Below are 16,524 nucleotides of genomic sequence, written 5' to 3' on the forward strand. Positions count from 1 at the left end.
CCACCGCTCCGGCACCGGGACCGGTTCCTTCCGGGCCGGTTTCATCCCGGCCAGAATCTGAGCGATCGCCGCCTCACGCTCCTCCTGCGTAGGCAACCGCCGGCCCTCCCCAGCGACCGGCTCCCGCTCCGCCATCCCATCCATAACCCCACTCAACCAGCCGGGTACGACAATTTGGGCTCCCCATGCTGAAGTCAGAGTAGGCGGTGATAGCAGGAGATGTGGAGGCGGTGGAGAGCCGAGACCGCGGTGGAAAAGCAGTGGTGGGAGATCCGGAAGATCCGGCTGGGAGTCGAAAGCAGGGGTGAAGGTACCTGGAGGTCGGAGAGATCCTGGGAGGGGTCGAAAGCAGAGCTGAGGGAGCCTGAAGGGTCAGGGGCGCTTCAGGCACAGTCGAAAGCATGGCTGGGGGGCCGGTGACACGCGTCCTGAGCTACAGCGCCGGGCGGAACCCGGGTCGGCCAAGGGGCTACTCGTAATCCTGCCAGCCGTCGCTCTCCGTGTAGCTGGCGACCAAGGTGCCCGCTCCCGGCTGCATTGAGTCGTCGGGGTCGTCGAAGAGCCGTGCCTGGTCCGCCTTGCTGTGGGACAGGATGGACTCGGCAGCTTCTTTGGCTTCCGCCAGAGACGCCCCGAACACCTCGGTCCGGACGGGCAGGCTGTCGGTGCTGATGACGTCGGCATCGGTTTCGCTCAGCGGCACCGTGTAGCCGCGCTGCTCTTCGCTGACCGGAAACTCGAAGTTCCCCTCGTCCGGATCGGCCGGAACGACATACTCCAGGTAATAGGACATGGTGGTGCTCCCTTCAGCGTTGGCCGGCTTCGGGCTCGTCGAGCGGCCGACAGTTCGTCGAAAGCTATCACCCATCCCCGGCCTTGTCCTACAGGGTGGCACTGGGCGGGGCCCCAGGTGAGTGAGTTCCCGGGCTGCTGGGGCGCCGGGGGAGCCGAGGCTGGGCCAACGGTGGTCACGGGTGTGGGGCTGCGGTGATTTCGACGTCGGTGCTGCCGCCTTCGGTGACGACGAAGGCTGCGCTGGTGCCGGTGAAGCTCGGTCCCACCCCTCCGGGGTCGGTGCAGTAAGTTGCGAGGTTATTTTCGCCCGTCGGCAATTCCAGCATCGTGGTGCCGCTTTCGTCGGCAATGATGGCCAGCGCCACGCTGCTGTCGGGCATGGAGTTGTCGTCCGAAGACAGGCTGACAGTGGGGGCGCCAATGAGCTTACAGACGTAGGCACCGTGCCCGCTCTGGCCGAGGACGCCACCGGCACCAGCCACGATCCTGGCCTTGGCCTCGCCAGTGGGGGCCTCGTCCTTCGGCCGGTTTTGCGAAGTCGGAGCTACCATTTCTGTAATCACCGGGCTGGGACTGGGACTGGGACTGGGACTGGCAGCGCCGCCGGGGGAGTTGCCCGAAGCTGAGTCCGGCGTCGGGGCGTTGCCGGAACCCACTCCCGGTGTGGGGTTGCTGCCGCTGGAAGCCACGTCCGCCGTCAAGGAGTTCCCCGATAATCCGCGTTCGGCCGCGGGCGGCACTATCGCGTCATCGGCGCCTGCGGAGCAGCCGGCTAGGGCAGCGAGCAGGACGGCAGCGGTCAGCAGCGGCAGGGCCCGTTCCATCAACAGATCCTGTCCGGCCCACCTTGGATTTCCCTTGCATCATTAGGCGAGCGCCGCCGTCGTCGTTAGACTGACAACTGCGTAAGGGAGTATCCCCATGCGCTGCAGCCGTCAACACGTAGGGCACCGACGCCCGGCCGGCTGCAGTGACCGGCAGTGCCGGAGGAGAGACTTGCGGGCTAAACCGCTACCCGCTTACGAAAGGGAACCATGAGCGTTTCTCCCCTTATCTGGGGCATCACGATCGCCGTTATCCTCGCGTTGCTCGCCTTCGATTACTTCTTCCACATCCGCAAAGCCCACGTGCCGTCGCTGAGGGAAGCCGCCATCTGGTCGGCCCTGTACGTGGGCATCGCCGTTGTCTTCGGCATCCTGGTGCTGATCTTCGGCGGCGCGGCGATGGGCTCCGAGTACTTCGCCGGCTATATCACCGAGAAAGCGCTCTCGGTAGATAACTTATTTGTTTTCCTCATCATCATCGCCAGCTTCAAAGTTCCCCGCGAAGACCAGCAGAAGGTGCTGCTGTTCGGCATCGTCTTCTCGCTGATCGCGCGGACCGGGTTCATCTTCCTGGGCGCCGCACTGATCAATTCCTTCGCGTGGGTGTTCTACGCCTTCGGCCTGATCCTCATCATCACGGCCGGCAACTTGCTCAAGCCTTCCCATGGTGGCGACGAGGCGGACAACTTCATTATCCGGATGGCCAGGCGCTTCTTCCACACCACCGACTATTACGACGGCGACAAGCTGTTCACCATCCAGAACGGCAAGCGGGCCCTGACTCCGATGCTGCTGGTCATGGTAGCCATCGGCGGCACTGACATCCTGTTCGCGCTGGACTCCATCCCCGCGATCTTCGGCCTGACACAGAACGTCTACATCGTCTTCACGGCCACGGCATTCTCGCTGATGGGCCTGCGCCAGCTGTACTTCCTGATCGACGGCCTGCTGGACCGGCTGATCTACCTGTCCTACGGGCTGGCAACGATTCTGGCGTTCATCGGTGTGAAGCTCATCCTGCATGCGCTGCACGAAAACAACCTGCCCTTTATTAACGACGGCAATCCGGTGCCGGTCATCGAAATTTCGACCGGACTTTCGCTCACCGTGATCATCGGCGTCCTGGTGGTGACCGTCATCGCCTCGCTCATGAGCAAGGCCGGCAAAGCACAGACTGCCATCAACAATGCACGCCGCCACGCGCTCAACTACATTGATCTCTCCTACACCGCAGACCAAGCAGAGCGCGAACGGATCTACGGGCTGCTGGTGGAGGAAGAGCGCCAGATCGAGCAAATGGAGCCGAAGTACCGCAACAAGGCCAAGGATGTGGACAAGATCCGCGAACAAGTGGCAGAAGCACACCGCCAGCACGCGGAGTACCAGCGAGGCTAAGCCGTCCAGATCCGGAGGGGCCTAGTCTGGCCCCTCCGGACCAACCTACGGTGGAACCATGGCTGATGGACGCAGGACGGGAGGGCAGCCCGGCAACCCGCTGATGATGGGCGTGATCTTCGGAATCCTGCTTGGCGTGGTGATCTCATCGGTGACCGGCCAGTGGTGGTGGATTGCCATCGGCGTGGCCCTGGGCGCCGCGGTCAGCGGGGGCCGGGCCTCGGCCGTCAAGAGGGGGAGTGGGCGGGGCCCGGACGGCGAAAATCGGCACCCAGACAGCCGTTAGCAGACGGCGGAAACGGGCCCGGTGAATTGATTGGCCGGGCCGGTCCGGATTAGTTCTGCAGCCCCTATCAAGGGCAAAACTTCCGGTGCTACCGTGAGGGCTACTGATCAAGAAACCCGCATTTCCTATTCTCCCGGGAAGGTGATCATGATGGCCGAGCAGGTCAATACGACCCACGCAGCGAACAAGAAGTACGCCGAGTTGTACAAGAAGCCGGGGCCGTGGATTACGGTCTATGTTGATGCCAGCACCGGGACCGGGGAAACGCTCCGAGCGGGGGATGTGCTGCCGGACAGACTGCGTGAATCGCTCGAAAAGCAAGGCGCCGCGAAAGCGGATATTCAAGCCGTGATCGACGCCGTTTCCCCGGCCACCGGCGTGCCATCGCCGGTGAGCCGCTACGTGCTGGTCCGCGGGGGCGAGGCAGAGGTCAACGAGGTGCTTCCGGGCGCGATGTCAGGGCCCGAACTCGTCGAGGCCGGCCCGATTCCGGACCTTGTGCCGTTGTTGAAGGCGCGCGGTGAGGACTTCCCGTATGTTGTGGCAGAGGTTGGCCGGGACGGCGGTGAAGTCCACTTGCAGTACGCGCGCCGAAACGGTGTGGCGGAAACGAGGACGGTGGAAGGCGACCGGGAGAACCTCACCAAGATCCCCGGCGGCGGGTGGTCGCAGGGCCGCTACCAGCACCGCACCGAAGAAATTTGGCGCAAGAACGCCGATGAGATCGCCGCCGAAATCGATCGCGTGGTGCAGGCCAGCAAGGCGCGGCTGCTGATCATCGCGGGCGATATCCGGGCCCGTGAGCTGGTGGTCGAGCAGCTCTCCGAAGCCAGCCGCGCGATCGAATCCACTTTCGAATCGCACACCCGCACCGGCGGCGCCGACAAGGAAGCGCTCCGGGCCGAGATCGCCGCCCGGGTGGCGCACGTCTGGACCGAACAGCGCAAAGCCATCCTGAACCGGCTGGCCAACCAGACCGGACAGGCCCATCCGGAGTGGACCGTGGGCTTGGGCGAGTGCATCCGTGCGCTGCAGCAGGCGCAAGTGGGCACGCTGATCATGAACGACAACGCTCTGGCCGATCACCACGTGAATGTGCTGAACCAAGAACCCTGGATCGCCACGGCCGGCGAGCAACCGGTCAACGGCGAACTGCTGGCCAAGATTCCCGCACCGGCGGCGCTGGTTCGGGCCGCGGCGCTGACCGACGCCCGGGTGACCATGGTGCCGAAAGGTGCATTGCCGGGAGGAAAGAACATTGCGGCGTTGCTCCGCTGGCCCACCGGCCCGGACGTGCCGCGAGGCTAGAGCCGGCGGCCAACGCTAGAGCGCGTTGGCCCTGAAGCCGCCCAAGGCCAGCGCCACGGGCACCGCGGCCGCGGCCGCGCCGGCGTGCGGGCGGCAGGCCGACGGGTAGGGCAGGGGCGGCCGGACCTCCAGCGCGGGCTGGCCGCTGAAGAGTTCCGGCAGCCGGTAATCGAAACCCTCGGCGGCATCGAGCAGGCCTGCGGCCAATTGCGCGGCCTCCTCCTGGAAACCGATGCGCAGCAGCCCCATCACAATCCACGCCGTGTCCTGGCTCCAGACCGCTCCCGCACGGCGGCGGGTGGGCCAGTACCCCGGGTTCGCCGTGGACAGCGTGCGGATGCCATAGCCGGTGAACAACGCGCGGTCCATCAGCCGGCCGGCCACGGTCCGGGTTTCCTCGGCGTCCAGCAGCCCGGTGCCCAGCAGATGCCCCATGCCGGACCCGACGCCGTCCACCTGCTGGTTCCGGTCGTCGAGTGCCATCGCCGGATAAGGCCCGGCGTCGTCCGAACACCAGAACCGGTGGCGGAAGTTATTCGCCAGCCTCGACGCGTAGTCCCGCCACTCGTTGCCGGCATCGGCCTCGCCGAAGTAGTCCAGCAGCACCGATGCCGCGCGGGCCCCTTCGTAGGCATAGGCCTGCAGGTCGGCCGGCGCAACGGTTCCGGTTGCCGTCCTGCCATCCAGATAGCGGTAGGCGCCGCGAACGTCCCCGGCGCCCTGGTGCCCGGGTCCCTGGAGGGGCGGGATCGGCATCTTGATGAAGCCGTCGCCGTCGGGGTCCGAGTGACGCCGCAGCCAATCCAAGGCTGCCTCCAGCTGGGGCAGCAGGCCGCGGACGGCCTCCTCGGGCATGCCGGAATGCCAGGCGTCGTGCAGCAGGACGATCCAGAGCAGCGTGGCATCCGGTGACCCGTAGATGACCGGGGGAAGCTCGCGCACCGGGGCGTCCACGGCCATCGATAGCCGGCGCTGCCGCACCTCCTGGACCATGAGGCCGGGCTGTTCGCCGGTATCCTCCCTCTCCACCGCGCCCTGCCACCGGGCCACCGCACGCAGCGTGCCCTCCGCGACGGCGGAATCGATCGGCAGCAGCAGCCGGGCGGCCGCCAGCGACTCCCCGCCGTACAGCGTCAGGAACCACGGGGCGCCGGCGGCCAGGAAGACGTCGGCCGGGGCATCCCGCCCTGCCATCCGCAGGCTGTTGAGGTCGGTCAGGGAGCGGCTCATCAGCCGCTGCAGCCGGGAGTCGCCCGTTACCGAGGGCGTGCGCAGCACCGGTGCCGATGCGGCAGTGAGGGGAGCCCCGGCGTCGTCGTAATCGATACTCCAAGAAAGCACGACGACGGTGCCCGGCTTGAGCAGCGCCGTCCACTCCAGCCGGATCAAGCTGCCGTCGAAACCGGCTTCGGCGCCCTCGGCCGTCAGCGCGGCGCGCGTACCGTCACGCCAGCTCCAGCGGGCCTCGCCGGGCGCCACCGAACCGGCCTCGCCGGCCGCCCCCGCACGCACCTGTTCCAGCGGGATGGCATCGGCTACGAGATCAACCCGGACCTGAAGTTCCAACTCATCCTGGAGCGCGGAGGTAAAAGTCAACGCTTCGCCCAGCCGGCCGCCTTCCACCGCGCGGGAGCGGTTGAGGGTGACCAGCGGGTCCGTCCCCTCCGCTGCGGTTTGGAGGAAGGAGAGGAAGTCCGCCCGGCCGGCGGACCGCGATTGCGTGGAGATCCATTCCGGCTCCTGGCCGTTGACCGTCAGCAGGCAGCGGGCCAGGACCCGGTCGTCCCCGAAGTACACGCCCTGCGCACCAAGTCCCCGAATCTGTCCGTGGGGTTCGCTCCATGCCTGGAGCGGAGCCGCAAAAACTCCGGTGAGGTCATGGACATACGGCTGGCGGTAGACCATGAACTCATCTTGGCAGTATCGGCTGCCGCGGAACAGTCTTTTGCCCGCAGCCAGTTGGCCGGCATACTTCAGCCGCCGGCGCCTCCGGCCACAGCGTCCTGCCCGCCCGGCGACCAGGAAAGATGGATTTCTACGCCGCTCTCCGTCTCCTCGACGACCAAGCAGAGGTCTTCGCCGTACAGTTCGTCATGCGCTGCAGCGTCGCTTTCGCTCTGCTCCACCAGGTCGGTCAGCGCGGCGGCCATGGCCCGGCCCCAGTCGTGGGGGTTCTTGCTGTTGGCGGTGGCAGAGGCCTTATAGGTGGCGTTCACGTTGATCCGAGCACCATACATGGCGTTCAACCGGCACCTCCTGACTGCACGATGAGAACCTGCCGCACGACGCTGTGCCGCAGGTCTCATTAGAGTAACCAGCGACCTGACCCCGATCCACCTTTTCACGTACATTACTTCTATGTGACGACAGTCATAATCATAGTCGGTAGGAGATCTTCATGATGGGCAGCGAGGCCGATCGGGCGAACGTGGGCGAGGCGGTCCAAGGGGTGCGGGACGAGATCCTGTCCGGCGGGCTGGCACCCGGCACCACGGTGACCGTGTCCGGGCTGGCCAAGCATTTTGGCACCGAAGATGAGCTGATGCACGAGGCCGTCGCGGCCCTCGCGGAAGAAGGCCTGATCGAAGCCGCCGGACATGAACACCACATCGCCACCCTCGGCCGGCAGCAGGTTGTGCAGCTCCTCGATGTGATGGGCGTCGTGTTGGTGGCACTGTTCGAACGGGCTGCCCCGCGATTGTCAGCCGGCGAGATCGACAGAATGGCGACGTTGGTGGACGAGCTGCGGACCGCCCTCCAGCACGACGACATGCTGGCGTCCCACCGCGCCAATGGCGAACTGGTGGGCATCATCCTTCAGGCAGGCGACCATCAGGAACTGCGGGAAGTGAACACCCACGTGCTCGGCCGTTCGCTGGCCCGGCTGCACCTCTTCCAACATGCCGTCGCCTATCCCATCTGGACCGACGGTTGGGACGAGACCGTGCAGTACTTGCAGCGCGGCCAGCCCGAGGCTGCCGTGGAAAGGCTGCGCCGGACCTTCTGGATCCTCGCCGAGGAGCTGGCGCCGGAGAGTTCGTAGCCGGTCTGCGGGTCTGTCGGGAGCCAGCGCCGTGACGGGATAAGGTGAAACCCGGCCGGATCCATCCGGCCGTCCCGCCCGGCCGTTCGACCCCTGGACCAAGCTTGACCTCGCCCGCACAACAGACCGCCGATACCCGACCGCGTTCCGAGGATCGCTCCCGCCCCAGCCACGGCCCGGCACCCCGGAAGCCGGCCCCGTTTACTGGCCGCTTGACCGTCCTTGCCGGCATCCTCTTGCTCGCGCTGAGCCTGCGGCTGGCCGTCTCCGGCGTCTCACCGGTGCTGGCGGAAATTGCCGCGGAGCTGCCGTTCGGCACCGCCTCCACCGGGGTGCTGGGCATGTTGCCCACCGCCGCCTTTGCCGCCGCCGGGTTTGCCGTGCCGGTGCTGATGCGGCGGCTCGGGTTGGAAGCCCTGCTGCTGGTGGCCATCATCATGGCCGCGGTCGGCCAGCTTGGCCGGGCGATGGCCTCCGATGTGCCGTCGTTCCTGGTCCTGTCCGGGCTGACCATGGCCGGCTACGGCATTGGCAACATCCTCCTGCCGCCGCTGGTGAAGCGCTATTTTCCCGACCGGATCGGCCTCATCACCGCGCTGTACGTGACGCTGCTGGCGGTGAGCACCGCGTTCAGCCCGCTGCTGGCCGTGCCGCTTGAGCAGGCCGCGGGCTGGCGTTTCTCGATCGGGGTCTGGGCGGCCGTGAGCGTGGCGGCCCTGGTGCCGTGGCTGGTGACTGCGTGGACGGAACATTCCCGGCGGAAGATCTCCCGCCTGGTGCTGCAGCCCTACCGGCCCGGCGGCCTGGAGCCCCTGGAGCCGGATCACGGCGACGGCACCCGGCCGCCGATGCACCATGCCCTGGCCGCGGCGGGCGTGGGCGGAGCGGGTGCATCGTCGGCGGCAGGCCCGACCGGTCCCGCACCGGGCGCTGGCGCGCCAGCCACAGCGACAGCTGTAGCCACAACCACCAGCACGACGGCGGTGCGCGTCTGGCGTTCGCCGCTCGCCTGGGGCCTGGCCCTGGTGTTCGCCGGCACCTCGTCCAATACCTTTGCCATGTTCACCTGGCTGCCGCCGCTGCTGGTGGACAGCGGAATGTTGCCGCCGATGGCGGGCACCATGCTGGCCTACTACGCCATCCTGGCCCTGCCGACCAGCCTGCTGGTGCCGCTGATTGCGGCGCGGCTGCGCAATCCGCTGGGCCTGGGCCTGCTCTTCATCGGCTTCTACGCCGCCGGATACGCCGGCCTGCTGCTGTCGCCGTCGTTCGGCACCTGGCTCTGGATCACCCTGGCCGGTTTGGGCCAAGGTACGTTCGCCCTGGCCCTGCTGCTGGTCAACCTCCGGACCCGAACCACGGCCGGCGCCGGGGCGCTGTCCGGGTTCGCGCAGGGGATCGGCTACACCGTCGCCTGCGCCGGCCCGCTGGCCTTCGGACTGCTGCGCGACGTCAGCGGCGACTGGGGCGCTTCCTTCGGCCTGTTGGGCGCCGCACTGCTTCTCCTGGCGGTGGGGCTGGTCATCGTCGGGCGGCCCCGCTATCTGGAGGATTCGGCCCGGGACTGAAGCGGCTGGCCGTTTCCCCGGCCGGCCCGGCGCCGGTAGGCTGACGCAAAGTCCGCCACGAGGAGGCGCCATGAAGTTCAACGACCTGCTGGCCGATGCCTACGGACGGATCCAGGAACGGGTCCACAACGTGCTGGAAGGTCTCGACGCCGACCAGTTAGCTGCCCGGCCGGGCGGCGACAGCAACTCGATCGCGTGGCTCGTCTGGCATCTGACTCGCATCCAGGACGACCATATTGCCGACGTCGCCGGCACCCAGCAGTACTGGCTTGCCGGCTGGTCGGAGCGGTTCGACCTGCCGCTGGCCGAGAAGGACCATGGCTACGGCCACACGCCCGACCAAGTGGCGGCCGTCCGGGTGGAATCGCCCGACTTGCTGCGCGACTATTACGACGACGTGCACGCGGGCACGCTGGCCTATCTGGCCGGGCTCACCGAGGACGACCTGGACCGGATTGTTGATGTCCGCTGGGAGCCGCACGTGAAGCTGGGCGTCCGGCTGGTGAGCGTCATGGACGACTGCATGGAGCACATCGGCCAGGCCGCCTACGTCAAGGGCATGCTGGCCCGCGGGGAAGTCTAGCGGGCTGGCTCTGGGCTCCGTCGCCGGCTCCGGAACGGTCACCACCTTGTTGCCTGCCAGCGGCTGGACTACCATTCAAGGAGTTAGAAACAACTGCATACAGCCTTCGACATGCGGCGGGAGAGTCCTGCTGAGCAACTAGGTCAGCAGGCGCCGTAGGAGCAATACCTCCCCAGGAATCTCTCAGGCCCCTGTACCGCCGCGGAGAGGCAACTCTGGAAAGCAGCCGGACCGATACTGGACCGGCTCACCGACGGTGCAAGCAGGAATCGGCCCCCGGGCCGTCCGCCTGCGGAATCTCTCAGGTTCAGTCACAGAGCGGGGAGGAACCCTTCACTACCGGTATGGCCACCCCATGCCGGGGATCAACTGGAGTTCCTCAATGACGGCTAAAGCCAACCTCGCCACCCGGCCCGGCAGCACTTCCTTCGCAGACCGCCACATCGGCCCGCGCCGGAACGACGCGGAAGCCATGCTCAAGCAGTTGGGCTACGCAAGCATCGACGATCTGGTGGACGCTGCTGTGCCCGCAGACATCCGCCAGCAGGAACCGCTGGCCCTACCCGCCGCCCGCAGCGAGGCCCAGGTCTTGGGCGACCTGCGCGCCTTGGCCGCCAAGAACGTGACGGCCGTGCAGATGATCGGCCAGGGCTACTACGACACCATCACTCCGGCCGTGATCCGCCGCAATGTGGTGGAGGATCCGGCCTGGTACACCGCCTACACCCCGTACCAGCCGGAAATCTCGCAGGGCCGGCTGGAGGCGCTGCTGAACTTCCAGACCATGGTGCAGGACCTCACCGCGCTGCCGATCGCCAACGCCTCGCTGCTGGACGAAGCCACCGCCGTGGCCGAAGCCGTGCTGCTGATGCGCCGCTCCAACAAGTCCAAAGCTGCCGGCAAGACCGTGCTGGACGCGGACCTGCTGCCGCAGACCATCGCCGTCGTCAAGGGCCGGGCCAAGGCACTGGACTTCGACGTTGAGGTGGCTGACCTCGCCGCCGGGCTGCCCGACGGTGACATCTCCGGCATCGTGCTGCAGCAGCCGGGCGCCTCCGGCCGCGTCTTCGACCACGCTCCCGTGATCGCGCAGGCCAAGGAACGCGGCGCCATGGTCACCGTGGCCGCAGACCTGCTGGCCCTGACCCTGATCACGCCTCCGGGCGAGCAGGGCGCGGACATCGCCGTCGGCAATACCCAGCGTTTCGGCGTCCCGCTCTTCTTCGGCGGTCCGCATGCCGCTTACATGGCCGTGCGCACGGGGCTTGAGCGCTCGCTGCCCGGCCGCCTGGTGGGGGTGTCCAAGGACGACGCCGGCCGCCCCGCCTACCGCCTGGCGCTGCAGACCCGGGAGCAGCACATCCGCCGCGAGAAGGCCACCTCCAACATCTGCACCGCGCAGGCGCTGCTTGCCGTCGTGGCCAGTATGTACGCGGTCTACCACGGCCCCGAGGGGCTGAAGGCGATTGCGCAGCACACCAACGAGGCCGCCCGCACCCTGGCCGGCGTAATCACCGGCGCCGGCTTCAGCCTGGTTGCCGACCAGTTCTTCGACACCCTCACGGTAAAGGCCCCGGGCAAGGCCGCGGAGATCGCCGCCGCCGCCGAGGCCAAGGGCGTGAACCTGCGCCGTATCGACGCCGACCACGTGGGCATCTCCACCGATGAAACGACGACGGCGGAGCACCTCGCCTTGGTCGCGGAGGCGTTCGGCGTGGAGGACACGGCCGACACGACCGCCGAAGCCGGCGCCGCTGGTTTCGAACTGCCGGAAGAGCTGCTGCGCAGCTCCTCCTACCTGGACCATCCGGTGTTCCACAGCTACCGCTCCGAGACCCGGATGCTGCGCTACCTGCGCCGGCTGTCCGACCGCGACCTGGCGCTGGACCGGACCATGATTCCGCTGGGCTCCTGCACCATGAAGCTGAACGCCACGGCGGAAATGGAAGCGATGACCTGGCCGGAATTCGCCTCCATCCACCCATTCGCGCCGGCCAGCCAGACCGCCGGCTGGCGCGAACTGATCGCCGACCTGGAGGAACGTCTCGCCGCGATCACCGGCTACGCGGGCGTCTCCATCCAGCCCAACGCCGGTTCGCAGGGCGAATACGCCGGCCTGCTCGCCATCCGCCGCTACCACTTGGCCAACGGCGACGACCAGCGCGATGTCTGCCTGATCCCCGCCTCCGCCCACGGCACCAACGCGGCCTCGGCCGTGCTGGCCGGCATGAAGGTTGTGGTGGTCGCCACGGCTCCGGACGGCACCATCGACCACGCCGACCTGCGCGCCAAGATCGACCAGCACGCAGAGGCGCTCTCCGCCATCATGATCACCTACCCGTCCACGCACGGGGTGTACGACGCCGACGTGCGCGACGTCTGCGACGCGGTACATGCCGCCGGCGGCCAGGTCTACATTGACGGCGCCAACCTCAACGCGCTGGTCGGGCTGGCCCAGCCGGGCAAGTTCGGCGGCGATGTCTCGCACCTGAACCTGCACAAGACCTTCTGCATCCCGCACGGCGGCGGGGGCCCCGGCGTCGGCCCGGTGGCCGTGGCCGAACACCTGGTGCCGTTCCTGCCCGGCAACGCTGCTCTCGCCGAGCATGAGGGCAAGGGCGTGCCGGTCTCCGCCACCGAGTACGGCTCGGCCGGCGTGCTGCCGATCTCCTGGGCCTACGTGGCCATGATGGGCGCCGAGGGGCTGACCGAGGCAACCAAGAGCGCGCTGCTGGCCGCCAACTACGTCGCGAAGCGGCTGAACGAGCACTTCCCGGTGCTCTACACGGGCAATGACGGACTGGTGGCGCACGAATGCATCCTGGACCTGCGCGAACTGACCGCCCGCTCCGGCGTGACCGCTGAAGATGTGGCCAAGCGCCTGATCGACTACGGCTTCCACGCCCCCACCCTGTCCTTCCCGGTGGCCGGCACCCTGATGGTGGAACCCACCGAGTCCGAGGACCTGGAAGAGATCGAGCGGTTCATCGACGCGATGATCTCCATCCGCGGCGAAATCGACCAGGTGCTCAACGGCGACTTCCCGCTGGTGAACAGCCCGCTGCGGCTGGCCCCGCACACCACCGCCGCCGTGATCAGCTCCGACTGGGACCGCCCCTACACCCGCGAACAGGCAGCCTTCCCGGTGCCTGCCCTGCAGGTGGACAAGTACTTCGCTCCGGTCGGACGTATCGACGGCGCCGCCGGCGACCGCCACCTGATCTGCAGCTGCCCGCCGCCCGAAGCTTTCGAGAACTAGGAAAGGTCTGCACCCTTTGACTACCGAGACCACCACCACGCCCCGGCACACCGCGCTCTACGAGGAACACGAGCGACTGGGTGCTTCCTTCACCGACTTCGGCGGCTGGATGATGCCGCTGAAGTACAGCAGTGAACTGGCCGAGCACCATGCCGTGCGCAACAGCGCCGGACTGTTCGACCTCTCGCACATGGGCGAAGTCTGGGTCACCGGCCCGGAAGCCGGAAAGTTCCTGGACTACGCCCTGGTCGGCAAGCTCTCCGCCGTCGCCGAGGGCCGTGCCAAGTATTCGCTGATCTGCAACGCCGACGGCGGGATCATCGACGACCTGATCACTTACCGGCGTCCCGCGAACCAGGACGGGGACCGGTTCCTGGTAGTTCCCAATGCCGGCAACGCCCCGACGGTCGCCGCGGAACTGGCGGCTCGCGCCGAGGGCTTCGACGTCGCCGTGGAGGACGCCACGGCGAACACCTCGCTGGTGGCCGTACAGGGCCCCAAGTCGGTGGAGATCCTGCTCCAGTTGGTGCCGGCGGCTCAGCACGCGACCGTGCGGGAGATGAAGTACTACTCAGCCGACGAGGTGGACTTCACCGTGGCCGGGGCGCCGCTCAAGCTGCTGCTGGCCCGCACCGGCTACACCGGCGAGGACGGCTTCGAGATCTACGTGCCGAACACCAACGCCGGCTCGCTCTGGAACGCCCTGCTCGAAGCCGGCCAGGGCGCCGACCTGCTGCCGGCCGGACTGGCGTGCCGCGACTCGCTCCGGCTGGAAGCCGGCATGCCGCTGTACGGCAACGAGCTCAGCCTGCAGGCCAGCCCCTTCGACGCGGGCCTGGGCGGCGTGGTCTCGCTCAAGAAGGACAGCGACTTCGTGGGCCGCGCGGCCCTCGAGGCGCAGAAGGAAAAGGGATCGGCCCGCAAACTCGTGGGCCTCAAGGGCGCCGGCCGGCGTGCCGGCCGCTCCCACTACCCGGTGCTGAGGGACGGCCGGACCATCGGCGAAGTCACCTCCGGCCAACCCAGCCCCACGCTCGGCTACCCGATCGCGCTGGCCTACGTGGACGCCGAGTTCGCCGAGCCCGGAACCCGGGTGGATGTGGGCCTGCGCGGCAAGCCGGAGCCGTTCGACGTCGTCGAGCTGCCCTTCTACCGGCGGGAACAGTAGCGGCTCCCGCCACCATGGCAACTGCCGTCCCTGCAGCCGCGGGGACGGCACCGCCGTATCTCCCCACCGCCGAAAGGACAGGGATTGCATGGCTGTAGGCGTATTCGACCTTTTCTCCGTGGGCATCGGCCCCTCAAGTTCGCACACGGTGGGCCCGATGCGGGCCGCCGCCGTGTTCGTGCGCGAGGTGGCCGATGCCGGCCTGCTGGATAAGGTGGGCGGGCTCCGCGTGGACCTGTACGGTTCGCTGGCCGCCACCGGCCGCGGCCACGGCACCTTCACCGCCGTGCTGCTGGGACTGGAGGGCTTCGCACCGGAGGCCATCCTGCCGCAGCAAGTGGAGGAACGGCTGGCGGACATCGCCGCGACCGGCCGGCTGCAGCTGGGCGGGGAACTGCCCGGCGCCACCGCGCGGCCGCTGGACTACGGTGTGCAGGACATGGTGCTGCATCCGCTCACCGTGCTGCCGCGGCACACCAACGGCATGCGCTTCCAGGTGCTTTCAGCAACGGACGACGGCGACGCCCAGGTTCTGCACGAAGCCACCTTTTTCTCCGTGGGCGGCGGATTCATTGTCCGCGACGGCGAAGAGGAAGCCGCCCAGGAGGAGCTGGAGTCCTCCAAACAGCAGTTGCCTTATCCGTTCCGCACCGCGGCCGAACTGCTGGAACATTGCCGCAGCACTGGCCTGGGCATCAGCGACATCATGATGCTCAACGAGGAGGCCTCCCGCACGCGTGAGGAGATCGAGGCCGGGCTGGTGCACATCTACGATGTGATGGAGGAGTGCAAGGATTCGGCGATCCGCCGGGAAGGCGACCTGCCCGGAGGACTTAACGTCCGCCGTCGTGCGCCGGGATGGCATGAGCGGCTGCGCCAGGAAGACCCCGACCGGGACCACAAGTACTGGCAGGAATGGGTGAACCTGGTGGCGCTGGCCGTGAACGAGGAAAACGCCTCCGGCGGCCGGGTGGTCACCGCGCCCACCAACGGCGCCGCCGGGATCATCCCCGCCGTGCTGTTCTACGCCACCCACTACGCCCCGGGCATGGAGCACGCCACGCGCGAGGACAAGGAGCAGGTGGTGGTGAAGTTCCTGCTGACCGCCGGCGCGGTCGGAGTCCTCTATAAGGAACAGGCGTCCATCTCGGGGGCGGAAGTCGGCTGCCAGGGCGAGGTCGGGTCGGCATCGTCGATGGCGGCCGCGGGCCTGGCCGAGGTGCTCGGCGGAACCCCCATGCAGGTGGAGAACGCGGCCGAAATCGCCATGGAGCACAACCTGGGGCTGACCTGCGACCCGATTGGCGGGCTGGTGCAGATCCCGTGCATCGAGCGGAACGCGATCGGGGCCGCCAAAGCCGTGAACGCGGCCAAGATGGCGCTGATGGGCGACGGCACGCACCGGGTGTCGCTGGACCAGGTGATCGTGACCATGCGGGAGACCGGACGCGATATGAGCGACAAGTACAAGGAGACCGCGACCGGCGGCCTCGCCGTCAACGTGGTGGAGTGCTAGGACGCCACATCATCCAGGCCGCGGTAGTCCCGGCCTGACCGGTCGAGGCTCGGCGGCCCGGACGGGCGCCGCGGCGGCATCGGCGGCCTGCGGGGAGCCGGCGGCTTGGGGCCGGCGCCGGGAGCGGCGGAGGGCAAACGTTTGACAGACTGCTGCTGCTCTCCGGCGTCCCGCTGGCGCCCGGCGTGCGAACGCAGTTGTTCCCCGGCTCCGCGCAGCTGCTGCGCACCCGAGCGGAGCTGTCCCACGCGGGCCTTGGTGGCTGTGCCGAGGCCGCTGGCCGCCGGACCCAGCTTGTTGCCCAGTTCTTTGGCTCGGCCGGCCGCGGATGAAAGCCGTTCCACGGCGGGCCGGCGGTCTTGCGCCGCAGGCCGATTGAGCAGCATGAAAATGGCCGCGAGCAGGCCAATCGGGATGGAGACCAACACGGCCACGGCGCCGGCATACATCGCCAGGAAGAGTTTGGTGGGGGAGTCGAACATGCCCGCGACGAACGCGGCGGCCCCCAGCAGCAGCCAGAGCCAGAAGATCGCCACGCAGATCAGGGTGGTGCGTGCCCTGCGGTAGGTTCGGAGCGACCGTCCGCGCACCGTGTGCTTTACCGCCTCCACCGCGTCCTGCTCCCCCGCAACAGCCCCACTGACGGAGGCACTTGAGCACATTGTAAGTCGCCGCCGGCGCCGGAACGGGCAGGGCACGCCGGTGGATTCGCCCGCGGGAATACCGGCCCTGTCGGCGGCTGCGCCCGGGCCGAGGGTTTAGCTGCGCCCGGTCCGGTG

At 67.8% G+C, this 16,524-nt stretch carries 14 protein-coding genes and 1 riboswitch; of the genes, 9 read left to right on the forward strand and 5 right to left on the reverse strand.

All coding sequences use genetic code 11. The features are described from left to right. Positions 1–469 precede the first annotated feature (469 nt). Positions 470–793, reverse strand: a complete 324-nt coding sequence (locus tag AC5RWT_RS17860; RefSeq protein ID WP_494081326.1) for a hypothetical protein — start codon at positions 791–793, stop codon at positions 470–472. A gap of 175 nt (positions 794–968) precedes the next feature. Then, the gene (locus AC5RWT_RS17865) at positions 969–1,619 is read right to left on the reverse strand and encodes a hypothetical protein (RefSeq protein ID WP_494081327.1); all 651 of its coding nucleotides are present in this window, start codon (positions 1,617–1,619) and stop codon (positions 969–971) included. Between the two features lie 210 nt (positions 1,620–1,829). On the opposite strand from AC5RWT_RS17865, the gene AC5RWT_RS17870 reads away from it, so the two are divergent. From AC5RWT_RS17870 to AC5RWT_RS17880, 3 genes are all read left to right on the forward strand, one after another. Then, positions 1,830–3,014, forward strand: coding sequence for a TerC family protein (locus tag AC5RWT_RS17870; protein ID WP_494042844.1), 1,185 nt, complete (start codon positions 1,830–1,832; stop codon positions 3,012–3,014). A gap of 58 nt (positions 3,015–3,072) precedes the next feature. Beyond that, the gene (locus AC5RWT_RS17875; protein ID WP_494081328.1) at positions 3,073–3,300 is read left to right on the forward strand and encodes a hypothetical protein; all 228 of its coding nucleotides are present in this window, start codon (positions 3,073–3,075) and stop codon (positions 3,298–3,300) included. Positions 3,301–3,450: 150 nt separating this feature from the next. Beyond that, positions 3,451–4,608: a baeRF2 domain-containing protein gene (locus tag AC5RWT_RS17880; RefSeq protein ID WP_494081329.1), complete on the forward strand. Its 1,158-nt coding sequence runs from the start codon at positions 3,451–3,453 to the stop codon at positions 4,606–4,608. A gap of 15 nt (positions 4,609–4,623) precedes the next feature. Here AC5RWT_RS17880 and AC5RWT_RS17885 read toward each other — a convergent pair whose 3' ends face one another. Beyond that, positions 4,624–6,513 carry a glycogen debranching N-terminal domain-containing protein gene (locus tag AC5RWT_RS17885; RefSeq protein ID WP_494081330.1) on the reverse strand — a complete coding sequence of 630 codons (1,890 nt, stop codon included), beginning with the start codon at positions 6,511–6,513 and terminating at the stop codon, positions 4,624–4,626. A 68-nt stretch (positions 6,514–6,581) separates the two neighbouring features. Continuing rightward, a complete protein-coding gene (locus AC5RWT_RS17890; RefSeq protein WP_494081331.1) occupies positions 6,582–6,854 on the reverse strand; it encodes a hypothetical protein in 273 nt (90 codons plus the stop codon). A 152-nt stretch (positions 6,855–7,006) separates the two neighbouring features. On the opposite strand from AC5RWT_RS17890, the gene AC5RWT_RS17895 reads away from it, so the two are divergent. The 6 genes from AC5RWT_RS17895 (at position 7,007) to AC5RWT_RS17920 (ending at position 15,745) form a co-directional block, all read left to right on the forward strand. Next, a complete protein-coding gene (locus AC5RWT_RS17895) occupies positions 7,007–7,651 on the forward strand; it encodes an FCD domain-containing protein (RefSeq protein ID WP_494081332.1) in 645 nt (214 codons plus the stop codon). A gap of 212 nt (positions 7,652–7,863) precedes the next feature. Continuing rightward, positions 7,864–9,219, forward strand: coding sequence for an MFS transporter (locus tag AC5RWT_RS17900; RefSeq protein ID WP_494081333.1), 1,356 nt, complete (start codon positions 7,864–7,866; stop codon positions 9,217–9,219). Positions 9,220–9,289: 70 nt separating this feature from the next. Beyond that, positions 9,290–9,802 carry a mycothiol transferase gene (locus tag AC5RWT_RS17905; RefSeq protein WP_494081334.1) on the forward strand — a complete coding sequence of 171 codons (513 nt, stop codon included), beginning with the start codon at positions 9,290–9,292 and terminating at the stop codon, positions 9,800–9,802. Positions 9,803–9,909: 107 nt separating this feature from the next. Then, a riboswitch (glycine riboswitch) is annotated at positions 9,910–10,011 on the forward strand. 173 nt (positions 10,012–10,184) lie between these two features. Then, positions 10,185–13,061 (forward strand): aminomethyl-transferring glycine dehydrogenase, encoded by a 2,877-nt coding sequence (gcvP, locus tag AC5RWT_RS17910; protein ID WP_494081335.1) that lies wholly within the window; start codon positions 10,185–10,187, stop codon positions 13,059–13,061. 16 nt (positions 13,062–13,077) lie between these two features. Beyond that, positions 13,078–14,229, forward strand: a complete 1,152-nt coding sequence (gcvT, locus tag AC5RWT_RS17915; protein WP_494081336.1) for a glycine cleavage system aminomethyltransferase GcvT — start codon at positions 13,078–13,080, stop codon at positions 14,227–14,229. 88 nt (positions 14,230–14,317) lie between these two features. Then, entirely contained in the window at positions 14,318–15,745 is a 1,428-nt protein-coding gene (locus AC5RWT_RS17920) for an L-serine ammonia-lyase (RefSeq protein WP_494081337.1), read from the forward strand. Here the strand turns inward: AC5RWT_RS17920 and AC5RWT_RS17925 are convergent. Beyond that, on the reverse strand, positions 15,742–16,356 hold the full coding sequence (locus AC5RWT_RS17925) for a hypothetical protein (protein WP_494081338.1): 615 nt from the start codon (positions 16,354–16,356) through the stop codon (positions 15,742–15,744). The genes AC5RWT_RS17920 and AC5RWT_RS17925 overlap by 4 nt on opposite strands. Between the last annotated feature and the right edge of the window lie 168 nt (positions 16,357–16,524).

The sequence above is a fragment of the Arthrobacter sp. Dra40 genome, from assembly GCF_059091905.1.